The sequence below is a fragment of the Pseudomonas sp. NPDC098740 genome (assembly GCF_044760065.1).
GTDB lineage: Bacteria > Pseudomonadota > Gammaproteobacteria > Pseudomonadales > Pseudomonadaceae > Aquipseudomonas > Aquipseudomonas rossensis.
The window spans coordinates 160,319-180,617 of the sequence record NZ_JBIWAM010000007.1 but is presented as its reverse complement, the minus strand read 5'-3'; the positions used below and the strand labels follow the sequence as shown (position 1 = coordinate 180,617).

General features: G+C 59.9%; 18 protein-coding genes. 6 read left to right on the top strand and 12 right to left on the bottom strand.

The genetic code is table 11. The features are described from left to right. Positions 1–10 precede the first annotated feature (10 nt). Positions 11–571 carry a DUF2780 domain-containing protein gene (locus ACIQU2_RS11505; RefSeq protein WP_403140614.1) on the bottom strand — a complete coding sequence of 187 codons (561 nt, stop codon included), beginning with the start codon at positions 569–571 and terminating at the stop codon, positions 11–13. Positions 572–891: 320 nt separating this feature from the next. On the opposite strand from ACIQU2_RS11505, the gene ACIQU2_RS11500 reads away from it, so the two are divergent. Genes ACIQU2_RS11500 through ACIQU2_RS11490 form a run of 3 tightly spaced genes read left to right on the top strand, consistent with a single transcriptional unit; the run spans position 892 to position 2,843 of the window. Continuing rightward, entirely contained in the window at positions 892–1,482 is a 591-nt protein-coding gene (locus tag ACIQU2_RS11500; RefSeq protein WP_347802025.1) for a fasciclin domain-containing protein, read from the top strand. Between the two features lie 54 nt (positions 1,483–1,536). Next, a complete protein-coding gene (locus ACIQU2_RS11495; protein WP_403140610.1) occupies positions 1,537–2,172 on the top strand; it encodes a sigma-70 family RNA polymerase sigma factor in 636 nt (211 codons plus the stop codon). Next, complete coding sequence (locus tag ACIQU2_RS11490; protein ID WP_403140608.1) at positions 2,169–2,843, top strand: anti-sigma factor domain-containing protein; 675 nt, start codon at positions 2,169–2,171, stop codon at positions 2,841–2,843. Before ACIQU2_RS11495 ends, ACIQU2_RS11490 begins: the two co-directional genes overlap by 4 nt. A gap of 61 nt (positions 2,844–2,904) precedes the next feature. Here ACIQU2_RS11490 and fdhA read toward each other — a convergent pair whose 3' ends face one another. The 8 genes from fdhA to ACIQU2_RS11450 form a co-directional block, all read right to left on the bottom strand. Further along, complete coding sequence (fdhA, locus tag ACIQU2_RS11485) at positions 2,905–4,104, bottom strand: formaldehyde dehydrogenase, glutathione-independent (protein WP_007947729.1); 1,200 nt, start codon at positions 4,102–4,104, stop codon at positions 2,905–2,907. A gap of 181 nt (positions 4,105–4,285) precedes the next feature. After that, complete coding sequence (gene purU, locus ACIQU2_RS11480) at positions 4,286–5,143, bottom strand: formyltetrahydrofolate deformylase (protein WP_131060662.1); 858 nt, start codon at positions 5,141–5,143, stop codon at positions 4,286–4,288. 202 nt (positions 5,144–5,345) lie between these two features. Further along, positions 5,346–5,978 carry a sarcosine oxidase subunit gamma gene (locus tag ACIQU2_RS11475; protein WP_403140605.1) on the bottom strand — a complete coding sequence of 211 codons (633 nt, stop codon included), beginning with the start codon at positions 5,976–5,978 and terminating at the stop codon, positions 5,346–5,348. Positions 5,979–6,069: 91 nt separating this feature from the next. Beyond that, the gene (locus tag ACIQU2_RS11470; protein WP_403140603.1) at positions 6,070–9,087 is read right to left on the bottom strand and encodes a sarcosine oxidase subunit alpha; all 3,018 of its coding nucleotides are present in this window, start codon (positions 9,085–9,087) and stop codon (positions 6,070–6,072) included. After that, positions 9,084–9,413, bottom strand: coding sequence for a sarcosine oxidase subunit delta (locus tag ACIQU2_RS11465; protein WP_008147095.1), 330 nt, complete (start codon positions 9,411–9,413; stop codon positions 9,084–9,086). The genes ACIQU2_RS11470 and ACIQU2_RS11465 overlap by 4 nt, the downstream gene beginning before the upstream one ends. 14 nt (positions 9,414–9,427) lie before the next feature. Continuing rightward, entirely contained in the window at positions 9,428–10,678 is a 1,251-nt protein-coding gene (locus tag ACIQU2_RS11460; protein ID WP_007947735.1) for a sarcosine oxidase subunit beta, read from the bottom strand. 23 nt (positions 10,679–10,701) lie between these two features. Further along, entirely contained in the window at positions 10,702–11,955 is a 1,254-nt protein-coding gene (gene glyA, locus ACIQU2_RS11455; protein WP_347802030.1) for a serine hydroxymethyltransferase, read from the bottom strand. Positions 11,956–12,238: 283 nt separating this feature from the next. After that, positions 12,239–12,955 carry a TraX family protein gene (locus tag ACIQU2_RS11450; RefSeq protein ID WP_403140600.1) on the bottom strand — a complete coding sequence of 239 codons (717 nt, stop codon included), beginning with the start codon at positions 12,953–12,955 and terminating at the stop codon, positions 12,239–12,241. Positions 12,956–13,086: 131 nt separating this feature from the next. Here ACIQU2_RS11450 and ACIQU2_RS11445 point away from each other — a divergent pair, with 131 nt between their 5' ends. Further along, on the top strand, positions 13,087–14,127 hold the full coding sequence (locus tag ACIQU2_RS11445; protein ID WP_347802032.1) for a low specificity L-threonine aldolase: 1,041 nt from the start codon (positions 13,087–13,089) through the stop codon (positions 14,125–14,127). 230 nt (positions 14,128–14,357) lie between these two features. Beyond that, on the top strand, positions 14,358–15,182 hold the full coding sequence (locus tag ACIQU2_RS11440) for an NAD(P)-dependent oxidoreductase (RefSeq protein WP_347802033.1): 825 nt from the start codon (positions 14,358–14,360) through the stop codon (positions 15,180–15,182). Positions 15,183–15,309: 127 nt separating this feature from the next. On the opposite strand, the gene gbcB is transcribed toward ACIQU2_RS11440, so the two are convergent. Continuing rightward, positions 15,310–16,410: a glycine-betaine demethylase subunit GbcB gene (gene gbcB, locus ACIQU2_RS11435; RefSeq protein ID WP_347802034.1), complete on the bottom strand. Its 1,101-nt coding sequence runs from the start codon at positions 16,408–16,410 to the stop codon at positions 15,310–15,312. A gap of 282 nt (positions 16,411–16,692) precedes the next feature. On the opposite strand from gbcB, the gene gbcA reads away from it, so the two are divergent. Then, positions 16,693–17,988, top strand: coding sequence for a glycine-betaine demethylase subunit GbcA (gene gbcA / locus ACIQU2_RS11430; protein ID WP_347802035.1), 1,296 nt, complete (start codon positions 16,693–16,695; stop codon positions 17,986–17,988). 810 nt (positions 17,989–18,798) lie between these two features. On the opposite strand, the gene ACIQU2_RS11425 is transcribed toward gbcA, so the two are convergent. Next, positions 18,799–19,365, bottom strand: coding sequence for a GNAT family N-acetyltransferase (locus tag ACIQU2_RS11425; RefSeq protein ID WP_403140595.1), 567 nt, complete (start codon positions 19,363–19,365; stop codon positions 18,799–18,801). 157 nt (positions 19,366–19,522) lie between these two features. Continuing rightward, positions 19,523–20,293 (bottom strand): electron transfer flavoprotein subunit beta, encoded by a 771-nt coding sequence (locus ACIQU2_RS11420; RefSeq protein ID WP_123368597.1) that lies wholly within the window; start codon positions 20,291–20,293, stop codon positions 19,523–19,525. Positions 20,294–20,299: the final 6 nt, after the last annotated feature.

Genomic DNA, 20,299 nt, shown 5'->3' with positions numbered 1-20,299 from the left:
CGCCGCTGAATCAACTACCGGTGCCTGCGCCCCAGATCCCGCCCAGGTTTTGCAGCAGTGAACCGCCGACGCCCTGCTGACCGAAAAATTGCAGAAGCACGGGGGCAAACAGGCCGATCATGCCAGTGTCCATGCCCAATGCGCTGAAGGCACTGTTCAGGTCGTTGGTGTTATTCACGTTGCCCAAGACGTTGTCCAGACCTGCCGCTTTACCGGACGAGCCAAGCAAGCCGCTGAGGAGGCCCAGTTCGCCGCCACCCGACAGTAAGTCGATGCCGGGCACGCTTTTGGACAACTCCGAGTAGTCGGTCGAGCTCAATTGATTCTTCGCCAGACCGAGCATCGCCCCGGCACCGCCAATGGCTTGTTCTGGTGTCACGTTCAATTGGCTGAGCGCACTCAGCAGACCGGCCGTCTGCGCGGTCGTCACAGTCGGCGCGGACGCGGCGGCGTCATCGTTCTGCGTGCCGGAGAGGGCATTGGCCGCATCGAACAGGCTGAACTGAGCAAAGACCGGACTGGGCGCCAGACACATCAGCGAAGCCAGTGCAAAACCGCGTGAAATCTTCATTCAGACATCCTCATGTGCCATGAAAACCGCCCGGCAATGGACGGCGAAAAACCGTGTGTTGGACTGGCATCCCCATGGATTGTTCCCAGCCCAGTGAGTTTGTCGCGGATTCTGTAGGAGCTGCCGAAGGCTGCGATCTTTTGATCCTGATTGTTGGCGGAATTGAATGCGCTGAAGATCAAAAGATCGCAGGCTTCGCCAGCTCCTACAGGTCCACATCAAAAAAGAATGCAGTCGCGCTGCATCCCGTCTGGCCCCGCCCGCGTATATCAAGCACGGACAGACCTTCCTGGCCGATTCCCTGCACGAGGATCATCACCATGAAACGCACTTCGATCAAAACGCCGTTGATGGCCAGCCTGCTGATCCTGGCCCTTGGTGGCGGATTCGTCCTGAACACCGTGCAAGCGGCAGACACGGGCCACGCGGTCATCGTCGGCGGCCAGAGCATGATGCCGAGCAAGGACATCATCGATAACGCGGTGAACTCCGCCGACCACACCACCCTGGTCGCCGCCGTGAAAGCCGCTGGCCTGGTGGATACCCTCAAGGGCAAAGGCCCGTTCACCGTGTTCGCCCCGGTCAACTCGGCCTTCGCCGCGCTGCCGGCGGGTACTGTCGACAACCTGCTCAAACCCGCCAACAAGGCGACCCTGACTCACGTCCTCACCTACCACGTGGTCGCCGGAAAACTCGACATGATGACCCTGGCCGAGAAGATCAAGGCCGGTGGCGGCAAGGCCGAACTGACCACCGTCGCAGGCGGCAAGCTGTGGGCGATGATGAACGGCCCGCACAACATCACCATCAAGGATGAAAAAGGTGACGTCGCCGACATCACCACCTATGACGTGTTCCAGTCCAATGGCGTGATTCAGGTCATCGACAAAGTACTGATGCCGAAAAGCTGAGGGGTGCCGCCGACCCTGCACATCGGGGTCGGCGGTTTTTCGAGGTGGCCGCCCGTGAATGGAACAACCGCGCACCGTGAACTAACCTCTGCCTGCAACCGATACCTCACGCAGCCCACCTCGATTGCCTGGAGAACTGCCATACACATCGCCGACGCCGATCAGCTCAGGCAGCTTCTGGCCCAGTGTTCACTGGGCGACCGCCGCGCTTTCGAGACGCTTTACCGCAGCGTCGGCCCACGGCTGCATGGCGTAGCGCTGCGTTTCATGGGGCGGCCGGATCTGGCTGAAGAAGTGCTGCAGGAAAGCTTCGTGCGCATCTGGAACAACGCCTCGCGCTACGAGGCGCATCTGTCGGCACCGCTGACCTGGATGATCAACATCACCCGTCATCAGGCCATCGATCAGTTGCGCAAACACCGCGACCGGCCGTTGAGCGACCTTGAAGAACAGGCGCTGGTGGATGAAAGCCCTTCGGCCCACGAACAGCTAAGCCGTGCCCGTGAGGCCAACGCCTTGAACCGGTGCCTGGAAAGCCTCGACGGCATGCAGCGTCAATCGATCACCGTGGCTTACTTTCAGGGGTTGTCCTGCTCTGAGCTCGCCGAACACCTGGCCGCGCCGCTGGGCTCGGTGAAATCCTGGATCCGCCGCGGTATGGAGCGACTGCGCAGGTGCCTTGAATCATGAACTATCAAACCCCCACCCTGCGCCGCGCCCTCGCCGCCGATTACGCCATTGGTTTGATGCCTTCTGCCGCTCGTCGGCGTTTCGAACAGTTGTTGTTGGAGGACGCCGCATTGCGCGCGGAACTGGCGCAGTGGCAGGAAAACCTGAGCAGTTTGACCGACGCACTGCCCGAGCAGCCGGTGCCGGAGCGGGTGTGGCAGGGAATTACGGCGCGGATTGAGCCGCAAGTGCTGCACATGCCGGAAAAACGTCGGTTCTGGAGCTGGTTGCGAGTGACGGCGGCGGTTTGCTCGCTGGTGATCGCCGTGACGTTGGGTGTGATCTATAACCGCGACAGCGCGCGTTTCAGCGCCACGCTGCTGACTGCCGACGCGCAGCCTGCGCTGAAGGTTGAAGCGCACGAGAACTACCTGAAGGTCGAGCCACTGACTCTGGCGGCGGTTGATCCGGGGCGCAGTCTGGAGTTGTGGGCGATTCCGGCGGATGGCAAGCCGATTTCACTTGGGGTGATTCCGGCTGACGGTAAGGGGCGCGTAGAGTTGAGCGATGCGCAGAAGACGTTGATCGGCAAACCGATTGCGTTGGCGGTCAGTCTTGAACCGAAGGGCGGTTCGCCGACGGGGCAACCAACGGGGCCGGTGTTGTATCAAGGGGCGTTGGCAGCCCTTTAATGATCGTTCCAGCCATAAAAAACGGCGACCCGAAGGTCGCCGTTTTGTTTTGCGTGAAGCCTTACGCTGCGCTGAACAGTTTGTGCGGATCGATCACAAACTTCTTCGGTACGCCCGCATCGAACTCGCCATAACCACGTGGCGCGTCATCCAGGCTGATGACTTCCACGCCAACGATGTCGGCAATGTGAATGCGGTCCCACATGATCGCCTGCATCAGCTGGCGGTTGTACTTCATCACTGGCGTCTGGCCGGTGTGGAAGCTGTGGGATTTGGCCCAGCCCAGACCGAAGCGGATGCTCAGGCTGCCCATCTTCGCGGCTGCGTCGACTGCACCCGGATCTTCAGTCACGTACAAGCCTGGGATACCGATTTTGCCGGCGACCCGAACCACGCCCATCAGCGAGTTGAGCACAGTGGCCGGAGCCTCGTGTTTCACGCCGTCATGGCCGTGGCCACGCGCTTCGAAGCCCACGGCGTCGACGGCGCAATCCACTTCTGGCTCGCCCAGCAGTGCAGCGATTTGTTCGTGCAGCGGGGTGTCCAGGGACAGGTCGGCGATTTCGAAACCCTGAGCCTTGGCGTGCGCCAGGCGGACGGTGTTGACGTCACCAATGATCACCACGGCCGCGCCCAACAGGCGAGCGGAAGCGGCAGCCGCCAGACCGACCGGTCCGGCACCGGCGATGTACACGGTGCTGCCCGGGCCAACGCCGGCCGTCACTGCGCCGTGGTAACCGGTCGGCAGGATGTCGGAGAGGCAGGTCAGGTCGCGGATTTTTTCCATCGCGCGATCGCGATCCGGCAGTTTCAGCAGGTTGAAGTCGGCATACGGCACCATCGCGTATTCAGCCTGACCGCCGGTCCAGTCGCCCATGTCGACATAACCGTAAGCACCGCCCGGACGCGCCGGGTTAACGCTCAGGCAGACACCGGTGTGCATTTCCTTGCAGGAACGGCAGCGCCCGCAAGCGACGTTGAACGGGACGGACACCAGGTCGCCGATCTGCAGGTTCTCGACGTCGCTGCCCTTCTCGATCACTTCACCGGTGATTTCGTGACCCAATACCAGGCCGGTTTGAGCCGTAGTACGACCGCGCACCATGTGCTGGTCGGAACCACAGATGTTGGTGGAAACCACACGCAGGATGACAGCGTGATTAATCTTCCTGCCGCGCGGGTCCTGCATTTTCGGATAGTCGATTTTCTGTATTTCGACTTTGCCATTGCCGAGATACACCACACCACGATTGCCAGACATGCTTTCACCTCGCTGTTGTTTTTATGTAGCGGTCGCGTCGCCATAGATCGGCGGCGCGTTGATTGCTCGGTAAGTCAAAAGATCGCAGCCTTCGGCAGCTCCTACGCCGATCGCATATCCCTGTAGGAGCTGCCGAAGGTTCGGGCCGCGTTCGGACGATCTTTTGGCGGTCTTCAATACGCTACAAAACCACCGTTCTGTTCGCGTTCAAAAACACCCGTCGTTCAATGTGATAACCAACGGCCCGGGCCAGGGTCAGCCCTTCGATATCCCGCCCCTTGGCGATCAGGTCTTCGGGGTAATGACTGTGGTCCACGGCCTCTACGCCCTGGGCGATGATCGGGCCTTCGTCCAGGTCGTTGTTGATGTAGTGCGCCGTGGCGCCGACCAGTTTCACGCCCTTGTTGTAGGCCTGGTGATAGGGCTTGGCGCCCTTGAAACCCGGCAGCAGGGAGTGATGGATATTGATCGCCTTACCGTCGAGTTTGCGGCACAGCTCTGGCGACAGGACTTGCATGTAACGGGCAAGGATCACCAGTTCGGCGCCGGACTCTTCAATCACCTGCCAGACCTGACGCTCCTGCGACGGTTTGTCGTTCGGGTCCAGCGGGAAGTGGTAGTACGGAATCTGGTGCCATTCCGCCAACGGCTTGAGGTCCGGGTGGTTGGAAACCACGGCGGCCACGTCCATCGACAACTGGCCGATGCGCTGGCGGTAGAGCAAATCGTTGAGGCAGTGATCGGCCTTGGAGACCATGATCACCACTTTTGGCCGGTAGTTCGGCGCAGTGAGTTCGAAGATCATGCCAAAGGCTTGGCCGCGTTCTTCGAGCCCTGCGCGGAAGGCTTGTTCGTCAAAGCCGTCGGGCTGACGGAATTCCACGCGAATGAAGAAACGGCCCGAGAGCCGATCATCGAAGGAATGGTGCTCGGTGACGTAGCAGCCCTGCTCGAACAGAAAGCGGGTCACCGCGTCCACGGTGCCGAGAACGCTTGGGCAGTCGGCGGTCAGAATCCATGTGTCTGGGGCGCGGCTCATAGTGCGGTGACTCCTGCTGCTACATCTGTGATCAGAGAGAACTCTGTGGCGAGGGAGCTTGCTCCCGCTGGGTTGCGAAGCGACCCCAAATCAGCAACCGCATTCCTTCAGAAGGAACGCGGATTCAGGTTTTACGACTGCTGCGCAGCCGAGCGGGAGCAAGCTCCCTCGCCACAACAGCAGTCATGACCTCAACGCTGTGTTACGCCTGGACGCTAAGCCCGTACTCAGCGGCCGCATCCTGCAACCACAGCCACCAGTAATCCGAGAAGCTGCGACGAATCAGCAGTTCCCAGGTGTCTTCGGCGGTATGGCGGATCACCAGTTGCGACTTGGCAAACACGGTGCCGACTGCCTTGCCGACCGGGAAGCTGTTGGGGTGCACGTCGTAGCTGGTGGACTTCATCAGCACCTGGCGCACATTCGGGCCGCTCAGTTCAAGGAGCTGCTGGCCACCGCTGACGTTGGTGATCGCGATATGCAGGTCGCCCAGCGCTTCACGCAGTTTTTGCTCGGCGGCGAATTCTTCACCGGTCGGCACGATCAGCAGCCATTCATCCGGCCCCATCCATTGCAGGCTGGTTTCGCCTTTGACGACGACGGTCAGCGCGCCCGGCAATTCGATACCGAGGGCTTTGTGCACACCGGCAGCGAACGCAGCATCATGGCCATCGCCACGAATGGTCAGGTGGCCGAGGAGTTTTTTCTCACGCACCATCACGCCGGCGCTTTTGCGACCCTTGCCCACGAGGCTGGCGAGGTCGGCGTGATGCAGCGACGACTCGGCCTTGGCCCCGGTGGTTGGGCGTTGTTGGTAAACATTGGCTGTGGTCATAAAGCACCTGTCCTGAATTCTTTTTGTACTCCCTGTGGAAGCAGCGTTGCCGCCATCGCGAGCAAGCTCGCTCCCACAGGGAATCGCTGTGTCAGATGTTCTGGCGATCACCTTTTGGATCGAAGAACACCGAAGAAACGATTTCCGCTTCGATCACGCTGCCATCGGCCAGCGGTGCGAATACTCGCTCACCGATACGCTTCAAGCCGCCCTTGACCACACCCATGGCAAACGAATAGCCCAGGGAGTTGTGCAAGTAGCTGGAGGTGACGTGACCGACCATAGTCATCGGGATCGCTTGCTTGGTGTTGAACACCAGTTGCGCACCTTCCGGCAGCCATTTGGTCGGATCGATCGGCTTCAGACCGACCAACTGTTTGCGCTGATCACGCACGCAGTCTTCGCGGTTCATGCCACGCTGACCGATCCACGAGAATGGTTTGGTGCGACCGACACACCAGCCCATGTTCAGGTCGTCCGGAGTCATCGAGCTGTCAGTGTCCTGCCCGACGATGATGAAACCCTTCTCGGCCCGCAGAACGTGCATGGTTTCAGTGCCATATGGCGTCAGGTTGTACTGTTTGCCAGCATCAACAATTTTTTCCAGCACGCCCATGGCGTAGTCGGCTTGCACGTTGACTTCGTACGACAGTTCACCGGTAAACGAAATCCGGAACACCCGCGCCGGCACACCGCCGACCAGACCTTCTTTCCAGGTCATGAACGGGAACGCTTCGTTGCTCAGGTCGATGTCGGTGACTTCGCTGAGCAGCTTGCGGCTGTTCGGTCCGGACAGGGTCATGGTTGCCCAGTGATCCGTCACGGAAGTGAAGTACACCTTCAGGTCTGGCCATTCGGTCTGGTGGTAGATTTCCAGCCATTGCAGCACGCGTGCAGCGCCGCCGGTGGTGGTGGTCATCACGAAGTGGTTATCGGCGAGGCAAGCGGTGACGCCGTCGTCGAACACCATGCCGTCTTCTTTGCACATCAGGCCGTAGCGGGCCTTGCCCACGTCGAGCTTGGTCCAGGCGTTGGTGTAGATGCGGTTGAGGAACTCGCGCGAATCCGGGCCCTGAATGTCGATTTTGCCGAGGGTCGAAGCGTCCAGCAGGCCGACGCTGTCGCGCACGGCTTTGCATTCGCGTTTAACGGCAGCGTGCAGGCCTTCACCGTTTTTCGGGAAGTACCAAGGACGCTTCCACTGACCGACGTCTTCGAACTCGGCGCCGTTCTTCACGTGCCAGTGATGCAGCGCGGTGAAACGCACAGGTTCGAAGATGTGCCCACAATGACGACCGGCTACAGCACCGAAGGTGACCGGCGTGTAGTTCGGGCGGAACATGGTGGTACCCATCTGCGGGATGGTCACGTTCAGCGAACGGGCGGCGATGGCCAGACCGTTGACGTTGCCGAGCTTGCCCTGGTCAGTGCCGAAGCCCAGTGCGGTGTAGCGTTTGACGTGCTCGACCGACTCGAAGCCTTCGCGGGTTGCCAGTTCGATGGCGGCCGCGGTGACGTCGTTTTGCAGGTCGACGAATTGCTTCGGCCCGCGTGCGGTGCCTTTTTCGTGAGGCACCTGGAACAGCGCCAACGTCGGTTCTTCCAGACGGCTCAGGGCTTTCGGCAAGGTGCCTTCGACCCCGCTGAAACCGGCTTCGGCAGCGGCGCGGGCGCCGCCTTCAAAACCATCGGCCAGGGAATCGCCGAGGCCGTAGACGCCGTTGATGCCACCGACGCACACGCGTTTCTGCGGTGCTTCACCCGGTACGAAACCGAGGATGTCTTCACGCCAGATCGGCTTGCCACCCAAGTGCGACGCCAGGTGAACCACCGGGCTGTAACCGCCGGAGCTGGCGACCAGGTCGCAATCGAGCCACTCACCAGGACTGGTCACGGTGTGTGCTTTCACATCAATCGCGGCAACGCGAGCGGCGGTCACGTGCTTGCTGCCGCGGGCCTCGATCACGGCGCTGCCAGTCAGGATGCGAATGCCTTTGGCACGTGCTTCTTCCACCAGCGCACCACGCGGGTTGCTGCGGGCGTCGGCGATCGCCACGACTTGCAGGCTGGCGTCGAGCCAATCCAGAGCAACGCGATAGGCGTGATCGTTGTTGGTCGACAGCACCAGTTTCTTGCCCGGTGCCACGCCGTAACGACGCACGTAAGTCGACACAGCGCCGGCGAGCATGTTGCCCGGCACGTCGTTGTTGCCGTAAACCAGCGGACGCTCGTGAGCGCCGGTCGCCAGCACTACACGCTTGGCGCGAACCCGGTGGATGCGCTGACGGACCTGGCCAATCGGGGCGCGGTCGCCGAGGTGATCGGTCAGGCGCTCGTGAATGGTCAGGAAGTTATGGTCGTGGTAACCGTTGACCGTGGCGCGCGGCAACAGCAGCACGTCCGGGGTGTCTTTGAGCTCGGCGATGACGCTGGCGACCCACTCGCTGGCAGGCTTGCCGTCGAGGCTTTCGCGGGAATCGAGCAGGCTGCCGCCGAACTCTTCCTGTTCATCGGCGAGGATTACGCGTGCACCGCTGCGGGCAGCCGCCAGTGCAGCGGCCAGGCCAGCGGGGCCACCGCCGACGATCAGCACGTCGCAGTGCTGGTTCATGTAGTCGTAGGTGTCCGGGTCGTTCTCGGTCGGCGAGCGGCCAAGACCGGCAGCCTTACGAATGTATTTCTCGTAAGTCATCCAGAACGATTGCGGGTACATGAAGGTTTTGTAGTAGAAGCCCGGCGGCATCAGCTTGCCGCCGACCTTGCCGAGAATCCCCATCATGTCGTTGTTCACGCTCGGCCAGCCGTTGGTGCTGGTGGCGACCAGACCTTGATAGAGCGCTTGTTGCGTGGCGCGTACGTTCGGGATCTGCGTGGCTTCGGTCGCGCCGATTTGCAGCACAGCGTTCGGCTCTTCGGCGCCGGCGGCAAAGATGCCGCGCGGACGGGAATACTTGAAGCTGCGACCGATGATGTCGACACCGTTGGCCAGCAAGGCGGCGGCCAGGGAATCGCCTTCAAAGCCTTTGTAGCTCTGGCCGTTGAAGGTGAAGCTCAGCACTTTGTTGCGGTCGATCCGTCCGCCGTTGGACAGGCGATTGATCTGGCTCATACCTTCTCTCCCAGAGCCGTGGCGGCCGCTTTCGGGCTATCGGTCTTGTCGGTGAATTGTGGCTTGGTGCCGATCTTGTAGGTTTCGAGAATCTCGTAGGTCACGGTGTCACGGGTGGCATTGAAGTACTGACGGCAACCGGCGACGTGATCCCACAGCTCGTGGTGCAGACCGCGAGGGTTATCGCGGAAGAACATGTAGTCGCCCCACTCCTCGTCGGTGCAATTGGTCGGATCCAGTGGACGCGGGATGTGCGCCTGGCCGGATGCGTGGAATTCCTCTTCGGAGCGCAGTTCGCCGCAGTGAGGACAGAAGATATGCAACATGGGGATTTCTCCTGTTAGTGGGCAACCGCAGCAGCGCCGTGTTCGTCGATCAACGCACCGTTGTGGAAACGGTCGATGGAGAAAGGTGCAGCCAATGGGTGCATTTCACCCTTGGCCAGACTCGCGGCAAACACGTTGCCCGAGCCAGGTGTTGCCTTGAAGCCACCGGTGCCCCAACCGCAGTTGAAGAACATGTTCGGCACCGGGGTTTTCGAGATGATCGGGCATGCGTCCGGCGTGGTGTCGACGATGCCGCCCCACTGACGGTTCATGCGTACGCGGGACAAGACAGGGAACATCTCGACGATGGCCTGAATGGTGTGCTCGATCACCGGGTACGAACCACGTTGGCCGTAGCCGTTGTAGCCATCGATACCGGCGCCGATCACCAGGTCGCCCTTGTCGGACTGGCTGATGTAACCGTGTACGGCGTTGGACATGATCACGCTGTCGATAATCGGTTTGATCGGCTCGGACACCAGCGCTTGCAGCGGGTGGGATTCGATCGGCAGGCGGAAACCGGCGAGTTTGGCCATGTGCCCCGAGTTACCGGCGGTCACTACACCGACGCGTTTGGCGCCGATGAAGCCTTTGTTGGTTTCAACACCGATGCACACGCCGTTTTCCTTGCGGAAACCGATCACTTCGGTCTGTTGAATCAGGTCCACGCCCAGTGCGTCGGCGGCACGGGCAAAGCCCCACGCCACGGCATCGTGACGGGCCACGCCGCCGCGACGCTGGACGGTAGCGCCCATCACCGGGTAGCGAGTGTTCTTGGAGCAGTCGAGGTACGGAATCTCGTCGGCCACTTGTTTGGCATCGAGCAGTTCGCCGTCCACGCCGTTGAGGCGGTTGGCGCTGACCCGACGCTCGGAATCACGAATGTCTTGCAGGGTGTGGCACAGGTTGTAAACGCCACGCTGGGAGAACATCACGTTGTAGTTCAGGTCCTGGGACAGGCCTTCCCACAGTTTCATCGCGTGTTCGTACAGGTGCGCCGACTCGTCCCACAGGTAGTTGGAGCGAACGATGGTGGTGTTGCGCGCGGTGTTACCGCCGCCCAGCCAGCCTTTCTCGACCACGGCCACGTTAGTGATGCCGTGCTCTTTGGCCAGGTAGTAAGCGGTCGCCAGACCATGCCCGCCACCGCCGACGATGACCACGTCATAGACCTTTTTAGGGGTCGGCGTGCGCCACATCTTCTGCCAGTTTTCGTGATGGCTGAGGGAGTGTTTGAAGAGGCCGAAGCCCGAGTAGCGTTGCATAGTCATTTACTCCAAAACCGCGCTCAGCGATAAACCGGGAAGTCCGCGCACAGGGCTGAAACTTGCTGCGCAACATTGGCCTCTACGTCGGCGTCGCCGAGGTTGTCGAGGATGTCGCAGATCCAGCCGGCAAGCGTGACGCACTGGGTAACCTTGAAGCCGCGTGTGGTCACCGCCGGGGTGCCAATGCGCAGGCCGGAGGTCACGAACGGCGACTGTGGATCGTTCGGGACAGCGTTCTTGTTCACGGTGATGTGGGCGCGACCGAGTGCTGCATCCGCCTCTTTGCCGGTGAGGCCCTGACGGATCAGGCTGACCAGGAACAGGTGGTTGTCGGTACCGCCGGACACTACATCGTAGCCGCGTTTGATAAATACGCCGGCCATGGCCTGGGCGTTGTCGATCACTTGCTGTTGGTAAGCCTTGAAACCGGGCTCCAGCGCTTCCTTGAAGCACACCGCCTTACCGGCGATCACGTGCATCAACGGGCCGCCCTGACCACCGGGGAATACGGCAGCGTTGAATTTCTTTTCCAGCTCTTCGTTGGCCTTGGCCAGGATCAGGCCACCACGTGGACCCCGCAGGGTTTTGTGGGTGGTGGTGGTGACCACGTCGGCGTACGGCAGCGGATTCGGGTACAGACCGGCAGCGACCAGACCGGCTACGTGAGCCATGTCGACAAACAGGTAAGCGCCGACTTTGTCAGCGATCTGACGGAAGCGCGGGAAGTCCAGGGTCTTCGAGTAAGCAGAGAACCCGGCGATGATCATTTTTGGCTTGTGCTCGACCGCCATGCGCTCGACTTCGTCGTAATCGATCAGGCCGGTGGCGGTGTCGATGCCGTACTGCACAGCGTTATAGAGCTTGCCGGAGAAGCTGACTTTAGCGCCGTGGGTCAAGTGACCGCCGTGGGCCAGGCTCATGCCCAGCACGGTGTCGCCTGCCTGCAGCAGCGCAAGGAATACCGCAGCGTTGGCCTGGCTGCCGGAGTGCGGCTGCACGTTGGCGTAGTCGGCACCGAACAGCTGCTTGGCGCGTTCGATGGCCAGCGCTTCAACTTTATCGACGTGCTCGCAGCCGCCGTAGTAGCGCTTGCCCGGATAGCCTTCGGCGTATTTGTTGGTCAGGCCACTGCCTTGCGCTTCCATGACGCGTTTGCTGGTGTAGTTCTCTGACGCGATCAGCTCGATGTGATCTTCCTGGCGTTGCTCCTCGGCATTCATCGCCGCCAGCAGTGCATCGTCGTAACCCTGGATCTGGTCTTGCTTGCTGAACATCGCGTCTCTCCCAGCGGCGGCGGTGCGCCATTCGTCTCGGTGAGGCACGTACCTTTCGGCAGTGCCCTTTGGATGCGATGGTATGACCGGCGCAGACAGGCCAAATGCCTACGGACGCCACGCAAAGGTGCGTTTACGACATGGCGGGAAATGGCATGCCGAACACACTCTCCAATTCAGCAGAGAACCCTGTGGGAGCGGGCTTGCCCGCGATGGCGGCATCACATCCAACATTGATGTCAGCTGACCCACCGCTATCGCGGGCAAGCCCGCTCCCACAGGGTCAGGCGGTGATCTGACGGACAAGTAACAGCAGTAGAAAATGCAGTGGATACAAGCCATAAGCCCAACGCCGCATCGGCGGTGGCTGGACGCCTCGGGCGTATCGCAACAACAACAGCCCCAGCAATGGCGCAATCAGACAAGTGGCGATGCCGAAGATGGCTGCACTGTTGCCGAACCGCGCGGAGGAATACAGCACTGTCCACTGATTGGCTGCCAGACAGACCAATCCCGGCAACAGGCTGAAGTACCAGGGACGCTTGATCACCAGCAACATCGCCAGTGGCAACAACACACCGAAGAAGCCGAACATCAGGCGTTCCGGGAACAGCGCCGCCAGCAGCAAGGCGCCTGCCGCCAACAGTCGCGCTGGCAGGGTTCGGTCCTGCCAGCCACGGGCCACCAGTAATCCCAGCACCAACGTGGGCAGCACGTTCAAGGTGCCGGGATCAGGAATGTACATCCGGTAGGGCATTTCGCTGATGGCGCTAAACAGCAGCAACCACCCCAGATAACGCCACTGGCCGTCGGTCGTCACCGCGCGGGCCCGCGCCAGGTTTGCGGCCATCGCCAAACAGAACCACGGGAACGCCAACCGCCCCGGCACATACAGAATATCGACGGAATAACCGACATATCGCAGGTGATCGAGCACCATGCAGAGCAGCGCCAGCCACTTGAGCAGATCCAGTGCCCCATCCCTTTGCGTCATGTGCATAATTGCCCGTCGTCTTTGTATTTTTCTGACAGCATCATCGCGTGTGCTCCCCGGACGATCTTCGGTAAAGTGCGCACCATCATTGACCACGACGCCCTTCACCATAAGAGTCTCGACCACGGAAGCCGGCCATGACCGATAAGAGCCAACAATTCGCCAGCGACAACTATTCCGGTATCTGCCCTGAAGCCTGGGCTGCCATGGAACAGGCCAACCACGGCCACCAACGCGCCTATGGCGACGACGAATGGACCGCTCGCGCGTCCGACGATTTCCGCAAACTGTTCGAAACCGACTGCGAAGTATTCTTCGCCTTCAACGGCACCGCGGCCAACTCCCTGGCCCTGTCGTCGCTGTGCCAGAGTTACCACAGCGTGATCTGCTCGGAAACCGCCCACGTCGAAACCGACGAATGCGGCGCACCTGAATTCTTTTCCAACGGTTCCAAGCTTCTCGTCGCCCGCACCGAAAACGGCAAGCTGACCCCGGAATCGATCCGCGAAATTGCGCTCAAGCGCCAGGACATCCACTACCCGAAACCGCGCGTAGTCACCCTGACCCAGGCCACCGAAGTCGGCAGCGTCTACACCCCGGAAGAAATCCGCGCCATCAGCGCCACGTGCAAAGAACTGGGCCTGAACCTGCACATGGACGGCGCGCGCTTCTCCAACGCCTGCGCTTTCCTTGGCTGCTCGCCGGCCGACCTGACCTGGAAGGCCGGTGTCGACGTGTTGTGCTTCGGCGGCACGAAAAACGGCATGGCGGTGGGGGAAGCGATTCTGTTCTTCAACCACAAGCTGGCTGAAGACTTCGACTACCGCTGCAAACAGGCCGGGCAGCTTGCGTCAAAGATGCGTTTCCTGTCGGCACCGTGGGTCGGGATTCTGGAAAACGACGCCTGGCTCAAATACGCCCGCCACGCCAACCACTGTGCGCAGCTGTTGGCAGAACTGGTGAGCGATATTCCTGGCGTGGAACTTATGTTCCCGGTGCAGGCCAACGGCGTGTTCCTGCAACTCTCGGAACCGGCGATCGCCGCACTGACCGCCAAGGGCTGGCGCTTCTACACCTTCATCGGCAACGGCGGCGCACGCTTCATGTGCTCGTGGGACACCGAAGAAGAACGCGTGCGGGAATTGGCGACGGATATTCGCGAAGTCATGTCCCGCTAAGCCCCCCCCTGTAGGACTGCAGGAGCTGGTAGGAGCTGTCGAGTGAAACGAGGCTGCGATCTTTTGATGTTGGTTTTTTAAGATCAAAAGATCGCAGCCTCGTTTCACTCGACAGCTCCTACAGTCCAACAGTCCAACAGTCCTGCTGCCCCAGATCGTTTGCCCTGAAAGACATGGTCTACATTGTTTGTCGAGCCTCCGCTCAGACAACAACAATCAGGAGCGCACGCATGTCATTGAAAGGCAAAACCCTGTTCATTACCGGCGCGAGCCGCGGGATTGGTCGTGAGATCGCGCTGCGGGCTGCGCGGGATGGGGCCAACATTGTGATTGCCGCGAAAAGCGCCGAGCCGCACCCCAAGTTGCCGGGCACGATTTTCAGCGTGGCCAAGGAAGTCGAAGCCGCGGGCGGCAAGGCGTTGGCCTTGCAGGTGGATGTGCGTGATGAAGTCGCGGTGCGTGAGGCTCTGGCCAAGGCCAACGAGCATTTTGGCGGGATTGATGCGCTGATCAACAATGCCGGCGCGATCAAGCTGACCGGGGTTCAACACATCGAACTCAAGCGCTTCGACCTGATGCATCAGATCAACACACGCGCCGTGCTCCTGTGCAGCCAGGCCGCCCTGCCCTATCTGAAGAAAAGCGGAGGACATATCCTCAGCCTTTCCCCGCCACTGAATCTGGCGAGCAAATGGTTTGCCCAATACAGCCCTTACACGGTGACCAAATACGGCATGAGCATGCTGACATTGGGCATGAGCGAGGAGTTTTCGGCCTATGGCATCAGCGTCAATTCGTTGTGGCCGCAGACGATGATTGCGACCGCAGCGATCGAGTTTCAGCTGGGGTCACGCGAGTCGTTCAAGCATGCGCGTACGCCCGCGATCATGGCCGATGCCGCCCATGTGATTCTGAGCAGCAGCGGTCGCAGCATTACTGGGCGGTTGCTGATTGATGAGGAAATACTTCGGGAGAACGGCATAGCCGAGTTCGAACACTATCGGTTCGCCCCCGACACCAGTGACAAGCTGATGCCGGACCTGTTTATCGATTGAGATATCCACAACCCATGTAGGAGCTGTCGAGTGAAACGAGGCTGCGATCTTTTGATCTTGATCGTTGAAATCAAAAGATCGCAGCCTCGTTTCACTCGACAGCTCCTACAGGGTTATTCCGCAACCATTAGAACTCGATGCGCACGTCGCCCTTCGGCACGCTGCAGCACGAAAGAATGAACCCTTCCGCCTCGTCTTCTTCGGTAATCCCGCCGTTGTGTTCCATTTCGACCTCGCCACCCAGCTTCATCACCTTACACGTCCCGCAAATCCCCATCCCGCAGGCCTTCGGAATCAACAGACCCAGCTTGGCAGCGGCGGCGTGAACGGTTTCCCCCGGCGCCACACGAATGCTTTTCCCGGACGCGGTGAATTCCACCTGGTGCAGGTCCGCCACATCGATGTCCGGTGCGTCTGCGGCGATTTCGGCTTGCTCCACCGCATCAGCACGGGCTTCCGGTGGCGTCGCGCCGAAGGATTCCTCGTGATAACGCGACATGTCGAAGCCGACCGCCTCGAGCATGCGCTTGACCGCATTCATGTACGGCGTGGGGCCACAGCAGAAAACTTCCCGTTCAAGGAAGTCCGGCGCCATCAATTCGAGCATCTTGTGGTTCAGGTAACCGCGATAACCGGCCCACGGCTCGCCCAGACCATGTTTCTCGCAGATCAGGTGCAGGCTGAAGTTATCGATCCGCGACGCCATATGTTCCAGTTCGCGGTGGTAAATGATGTCTTTCGGCGAACGGGCGCTGTGGATAAACACCATATCGACGTTGCCGTTGGTGTCGTAGAACCAGCGCGCCATCGACATGACCGGCGTGATGCCCACGCCGCCGCTGAGGTACAGCACCTTCGGCGCGGTGAAGTCCATGGCGTTGAACAACCCGACCGGCCCGTGCACGGCCAGCTCCTGGCCTTCATGCAGGGTGTCGTGCAGCCAGTTCGAAACCTTGCCGCCCGGTACGCGCTTGATCGTCACCGAAAAGCTGTACGGCACCGATGGCGAGCTGGAAATGGTGTAGGAGCGCATGATCGGCACGCCTTCGATCTCCAGCTCCAGGGTGACAAACTGCCCCGGTTTAAAGAAGAACAAAATCGGCTGGTCAGCCATAAAGCAGAAGGTGCGCACATCCCAGGTTTCCTGGATGACTTTGACGCAACGGACGATGTGTCGACCATTGGCCCAGGTCTGGGTGGTTACCGGATTCAGGAAGCTGTTGGACATGCTGTTCTCCACCGCCGATGGTCGGCCTTATGTTGGCGATTCTGCGTAACGAGCGAACCACCCATTTACCTATCTGCGACATTCACATACTTATCGCGACCAGCCCGCATCTACCGGGGGTTGCGCGTCGGGAACAGATTGGGCCATGTCGCCCATGGATAAGGTTCTGGCGTGCGCCGGCCCCACACTCGCTCCACACAACTACAGTTTCTTTACGCCTTGCGATGTAACCGTATCAGCCACTTTCGCCGGCCACACAGAATGGCCTTGAGGATCAAATCGATGGACGTCACCGCAAAAATCAGCCTGGGCGATCCGCTGGAACCCGCACGCAAGGCCACCGCGCAGATGCTGCAAGAGCGCGAGCGCACTTTCTCGCTGCCGCAGCCGTTTTACTCTGACGAGCGGCTGTTTGATATCGACATGCAGGAAATCTTCCAGAAAGAGTGGTTGATCGCCGGCATGGCCTGCGAAATCCCGACCAAGGGCAACTACCTGACCCTGCAAGTCGGCAAGAACCCGATCATCGTGATTCGCGGCGCCGAAGGCGTGATTCACGCGTTCCACAACGTTTGCCGCCACCGTGGTTCACGGCTGTGCACCAGCGAAAAAGGCAAGGTCGCCAAACTGGTCTGCCACTACCACCAGTGGACGTACGAACTGGACGGCCGCCTGCTGTTCGCCGGTACCGAAATGGGCGCCGACTTCGACATGAAGCAGTACGGCCTCAAACCGGTGAACGTGAAGACCGCTGGCGGCTACATCTTCATCAGCCTGTCGGAAAATCCGCCAGCCATTGATGACTTCCTGTCGACGCTGAACCATTACATGGAACCGTACGACATGGAGAACACCAAGGTGGCGATCCAGACCACCTTGTTCGAAAAAGCCAACTGGAAACTGGTGCTGGAAAACAACCGCGAGTGCTACCACTGCAATGCGTCGCACCCGGAACTGCTGAAAACCCTGCTGGAATGGGACGACGTCACCGACCCGCGTGCCGACCAGGCCTTCAAGGACCACGTTGCTGCCTCCGCCGCAGCCTGGGAAGCCGAGAAGATTCCGTACGCCCACGCCAGCTTCGGCCTGCGTAACCGTATCGTGCGCATGCCGCTGCTCAAAGGCACCGTGTCGATGACCCTGGACGGCAAACAGGGCTGCGCCAAACTCATGGGCCGGATCAAAAACCCAGACCTGGGCTCGATGCGCATTCTGCACTTGCCGCACTCCTGGAACCACTGCATGGGCGACCACATCATCGTGTTCACCGTGTGGCCGATCAGCGCCCAGGAAACCATGGTCACCACCAAGTGGATCGTGCACAAGGATGCAGTCGAAGGCGTGGATTACGACGTGGAACGCATGCGAAAGGTCTGGGATGCGACCAACGACCAGGACCGTCGCCTGGCCGAAGAGAACCAGCGCGGCATCAACTCCACGGCTTACCAGCCAGGCCCTTACTCCAAGACCTATGAGTTTGGCGTGGTGAACTTCGTGGACTGGTACAGCGAGCGTTTGCTGAACAACCTGGGCGCGGAACCTGCGCCTTACCTCAAAGGGGTTCCGGTTCAGGGCTGACCGATTCGCTGAGACAAAAAACCGCGAACATGTTTCGCGGTTTTTTATTGTTCGAATTTTGATCAATCGCTTTAGAGCTGCCACTGGCATGGGGCTGTAGAGGTTCGCGAACAAGTTATCCACACCTTCGCCCACAGCAAATGGGGACAACTCGGTTTACCGCGCAAATTTTCTCCACAGAAACTGAAGAAAATCCGTGACTTATCCAGAAGCAGGGTTTTGAACAACGATTGGTTGTTTTTTGATCTAAAGCTTGTAAGGCACGTTATACGTGGCTTGCAGAGGATGGCGAACACCTTATCCACAGAAGCGCCAACAGACTTTGGGGGCAACTTGAGCATATCTGTGGAAAACCGTTGGAAGCCGCAATAAATCGGGGTTTGCGCGAGGTTTATCAGCTTAAAACGATGATTTGGTCGTTTTTTGATCAGTCGCCTGATAAGCCCGTTTTATATGGCCTGTAGAGGACAGCGAACATCTTATCCACAGATGCGCTAACAGAGATTGGGGGCAAGTATTGGCTCGCGTACAAAGTTATCCTCTGGAAAAAGCCCGAAAAAACCGCGAGTTAGGCTGGTTGTTTTTTGTACGAAGGGTTGCAGGGCTTGATTTGTATGGGGTGTAGCGAAGGGCGAACATGTTATCCACAGAAGCGCTAACAGGGATTGTGGGTAACCACGATCAGGTCCTGTTGAAACACGATAGGCCTGAGTCGATATCCAGATTCAACTCAAAGTCCCGGTCGCTGACAAACACCTTGTGAACTAGCGCTGTGGCAACCCTGAGCAGCTCATAGAGAAATGTAGCTCACTAGGGCCGATACATCAGATAGGCCTCACCCGTGACCCGAATCATCGGATGGGGAGTGATCTGGCAGGTGTCAACGATACGAAACCCATGTCGCTCATAAAACCGACGGGCACCGGTGTTCACGGCATAGTCGATCAGGCTCAAGCCATTGAGCCCCAGCTGGTTGGCACGGTCGTAAGCGTAGGCGAGGAATTGCTTGCCCAGGCCCTGGTTTCGCCAGCCTTCATGCAGCGCCAGGCTGGAAATATAGAGGGTATCGGGGATTTCCATCCTGGCGTACGGCGCCAGGACCGGATCGGTCACGGGAGCCGCCAGCGGATCGTGACGCATCACGTAGCTGTGCATCATGCCAATGACCTTTCCCTGTACCTCGGCAATGAGGCAGTTCTGCCAGGAAAAATCCACGTCTTCACGGGCATACCGACTGGCGCCCACGTCCAGTAAATCCTGACCGGGTTGCGCCAGTTGGCTCCAGATGTAATCCGCAGCACCTTCTGATGAAATCTGAAACAAACGAGCAATCTCCCGCGCATCCGCACGCAGGGCCGAACGAAACTCAACGGTCATGATTTTTCCTTGTGGGAGCGGGCTTGCTCCGGGCGGCGATCCGACGAAAACGGCCCTGCCCTCTGTAGGAGCTGCCGCAGGCTGCGATCTTTTGATCTGGAGCTTTAGGATCAAAAGATCGCAGCCTGCGGCAGCTCCTACAAAGAGCGGATTTGCGCTAGCGGACCACGCCTTCTTCGATCAATAACTTGAGAATCGCCTCGGCGCCCGCCTCGGCACTCAACCCTTTTAGCACCTGCCCGCCACCGCCACTGGCCTTGGCCGTCGCAGCTTTCATTCGGTCCGCGCCGCTCTTGGCCTTGATCACCTTCAAGCGTTTAGGCCGTGGCTTGGCCGGTTGCAGCGTGGCGACCGCCAGCAGTTCATCGTCGATCACTTCGACTTCATCCGCCTGCAACACCCCGCGTCGGGCCGGGCCGTAGGCACTCTGCCGAGGCTTCGGCGCGGCGTTATCCACAGTCGCGAGAAACGGCAGTCGCACTTTCAGGCGACGGCGCTGACCTCGCGGCAAAGCTTGCAGCACCAGTGCTGAATTACCATCGATGGATTCAACTTGAGCCAGCCCGACTACCAGCGGCCAGCCAAGACTTTCCGCCAGCAGGAACGGCAACATGCCCGAGCCTTCACCGGTTTCCGCCTGGCTACCGGTCAGCACGACCTGAGCCCCGGCGTCACGCAAATACGCGGTCAATGCCGGCAGCGCATCGGCGCCTGAAGGTTGTTCAAGCACGTGCAACTGTTCCAGGCCCATACCCAGATAGGCACGCAGCGCTGGTTCCGCAACATCGCCGGCATGCAGCACTTGCAGGTTATCCCCAGCCAGTTGCAGGCCCAGTTCCACCGCCCGCGCATCCTGCTCGGCGCGGCGCGGCCGACCGGAGGTCGGGTGGGCACCAATGGACACCAGGCTGATGATTTTCGTGCTCATAACCCT

What these genes read in the sequence shown, in the direction of transcription:
- ACIQU2_RS11505 (WP_403140614.1), bottom strand. Translation starts at nt 571, where the DNA reads ATGAAGATTTCACGCGGTTTTGCACTGGCTTCGCTGATGTGTCTGGCG.
- ACIQU2_RS11500 (WP_347802025.1), top strand. Translation starts at nt 892, where the DNA reads ATGAAACGCACTTCGATCAAAACGCCGTTGATGGCCAGCCTGCTGATC.
- ACIQU2_RS11490 (WP_403140608.1), top strand. Translation starts at nt 2,169, where the DNA reads ATGAACTATCAAACCCCCACCCTGCGCCGCGCCCTCGCCGCCGATTAC.
- fdhA (WP_007947729.1), bottom strand. Translation starts at nt 4,104, where the DNA reads ATGTCTGGCAATCGTGGTGTGGTGTATCTCGGCAATGGCAAAGTCGAA.
- purU (WP_131060662.1), bottom strand. Translation starts at nt 5,143, where the DNA reads ATGAGCCGCGCCCCAGACACATGGATTCTGACCGCCGACTGCCCAAGC.
- ACIQU2_RS11475 (WP_403140605.1), bottom strand. Translation starts at nt 5,978, where the DNA reads ATGACCACAGCCAATGTTTACCAACAACGCCCAACCACCGGGGCCAAG.
- ACIQU2_RS11470 (WP_403140603.1), bottom strand. Translation starts at nt 9,087, where the DNA reads ATGAGCCAGATCAATCGCCTGTCCAACGGCGGACGGATCGACCGCAAC.
- ACIQU2_RS11465 (WP_008147095.1), bottom strand. Translation starts at nt 9,413, where the DNA reads ATGTTGCATATCTTCTGTCCTCACTGCGGCGAACTGCGCTCCGAAGAG.
- ACIQU2_RS11460 (WP_007947735.1), bottom strand. Translation starts at nt 10,678, where the DNA reads ATGCAACGCTACTCGGGCTTCGGCCTCTTCAAACACTCCCTCAGCCAT.
- glyA (WP_347802030.1), bottom strand. Translation starts at nt 11,955, where the DNA reads ATGTTCAGCAAGCAAGACCAGATCCAGGGTTACGACGATGCACTGCTG.
- ACIQU2_RS11450 (WP_403140600.1), bottom strand. Translation starts at nt 12,955, where the DNA reads ATGCACATGACGCAAAGGGATGGGGCACTGGATCTGCTCAAGTGGCTG.
- ACIQU2_RS11445 (WP_347802032.1), top strand. Translation starts at nt 13,087, where the DNA reads ATGACCGATAAGAGCCAACAATTCGCCAGCGACAACTATTCCGGTATC.
- ACIQU2_RS11440 (WP_347802033.1), top strand. Translation starts at nt 14,358, where the DNA reads ATGTCATTGAAAGGCAAAACCCTGTTCATTACCGGCGCGAGCCGCGGG.
- gbcB (WP_347802034.1), bottom strand. Translation starts at nt 16,410, where the DNA reads ATGTCCAACAGCTTCCTGAATCCGGTAACCACCCAGACCTGGGCCAAT.
- gbcA (WP_347802035.1), top strand. Translation starts at nt 16,693, where the DNA reads ATGGACGTCACCGCAAAAATCAGCCTGGGCGATCCGCTGGAACCCGCA.
- ACIQU2_RS11425 (WP_403140595.1), bottom strand. Translation starts at nt 19,365, where the DNA reads ATGACCGTTGAGTTTCGTTCGGCCCTGCGTGCGGATGCGCGGGAGATT.
- ACIQU2_RS11420 (WP_123368597.1), bottom strand. Translation starts at nt 20,293, where the DNA reads ATGAGCACGAAAATCATCAGCCTGGTGTCCATTGGTGCCCACCCGACC.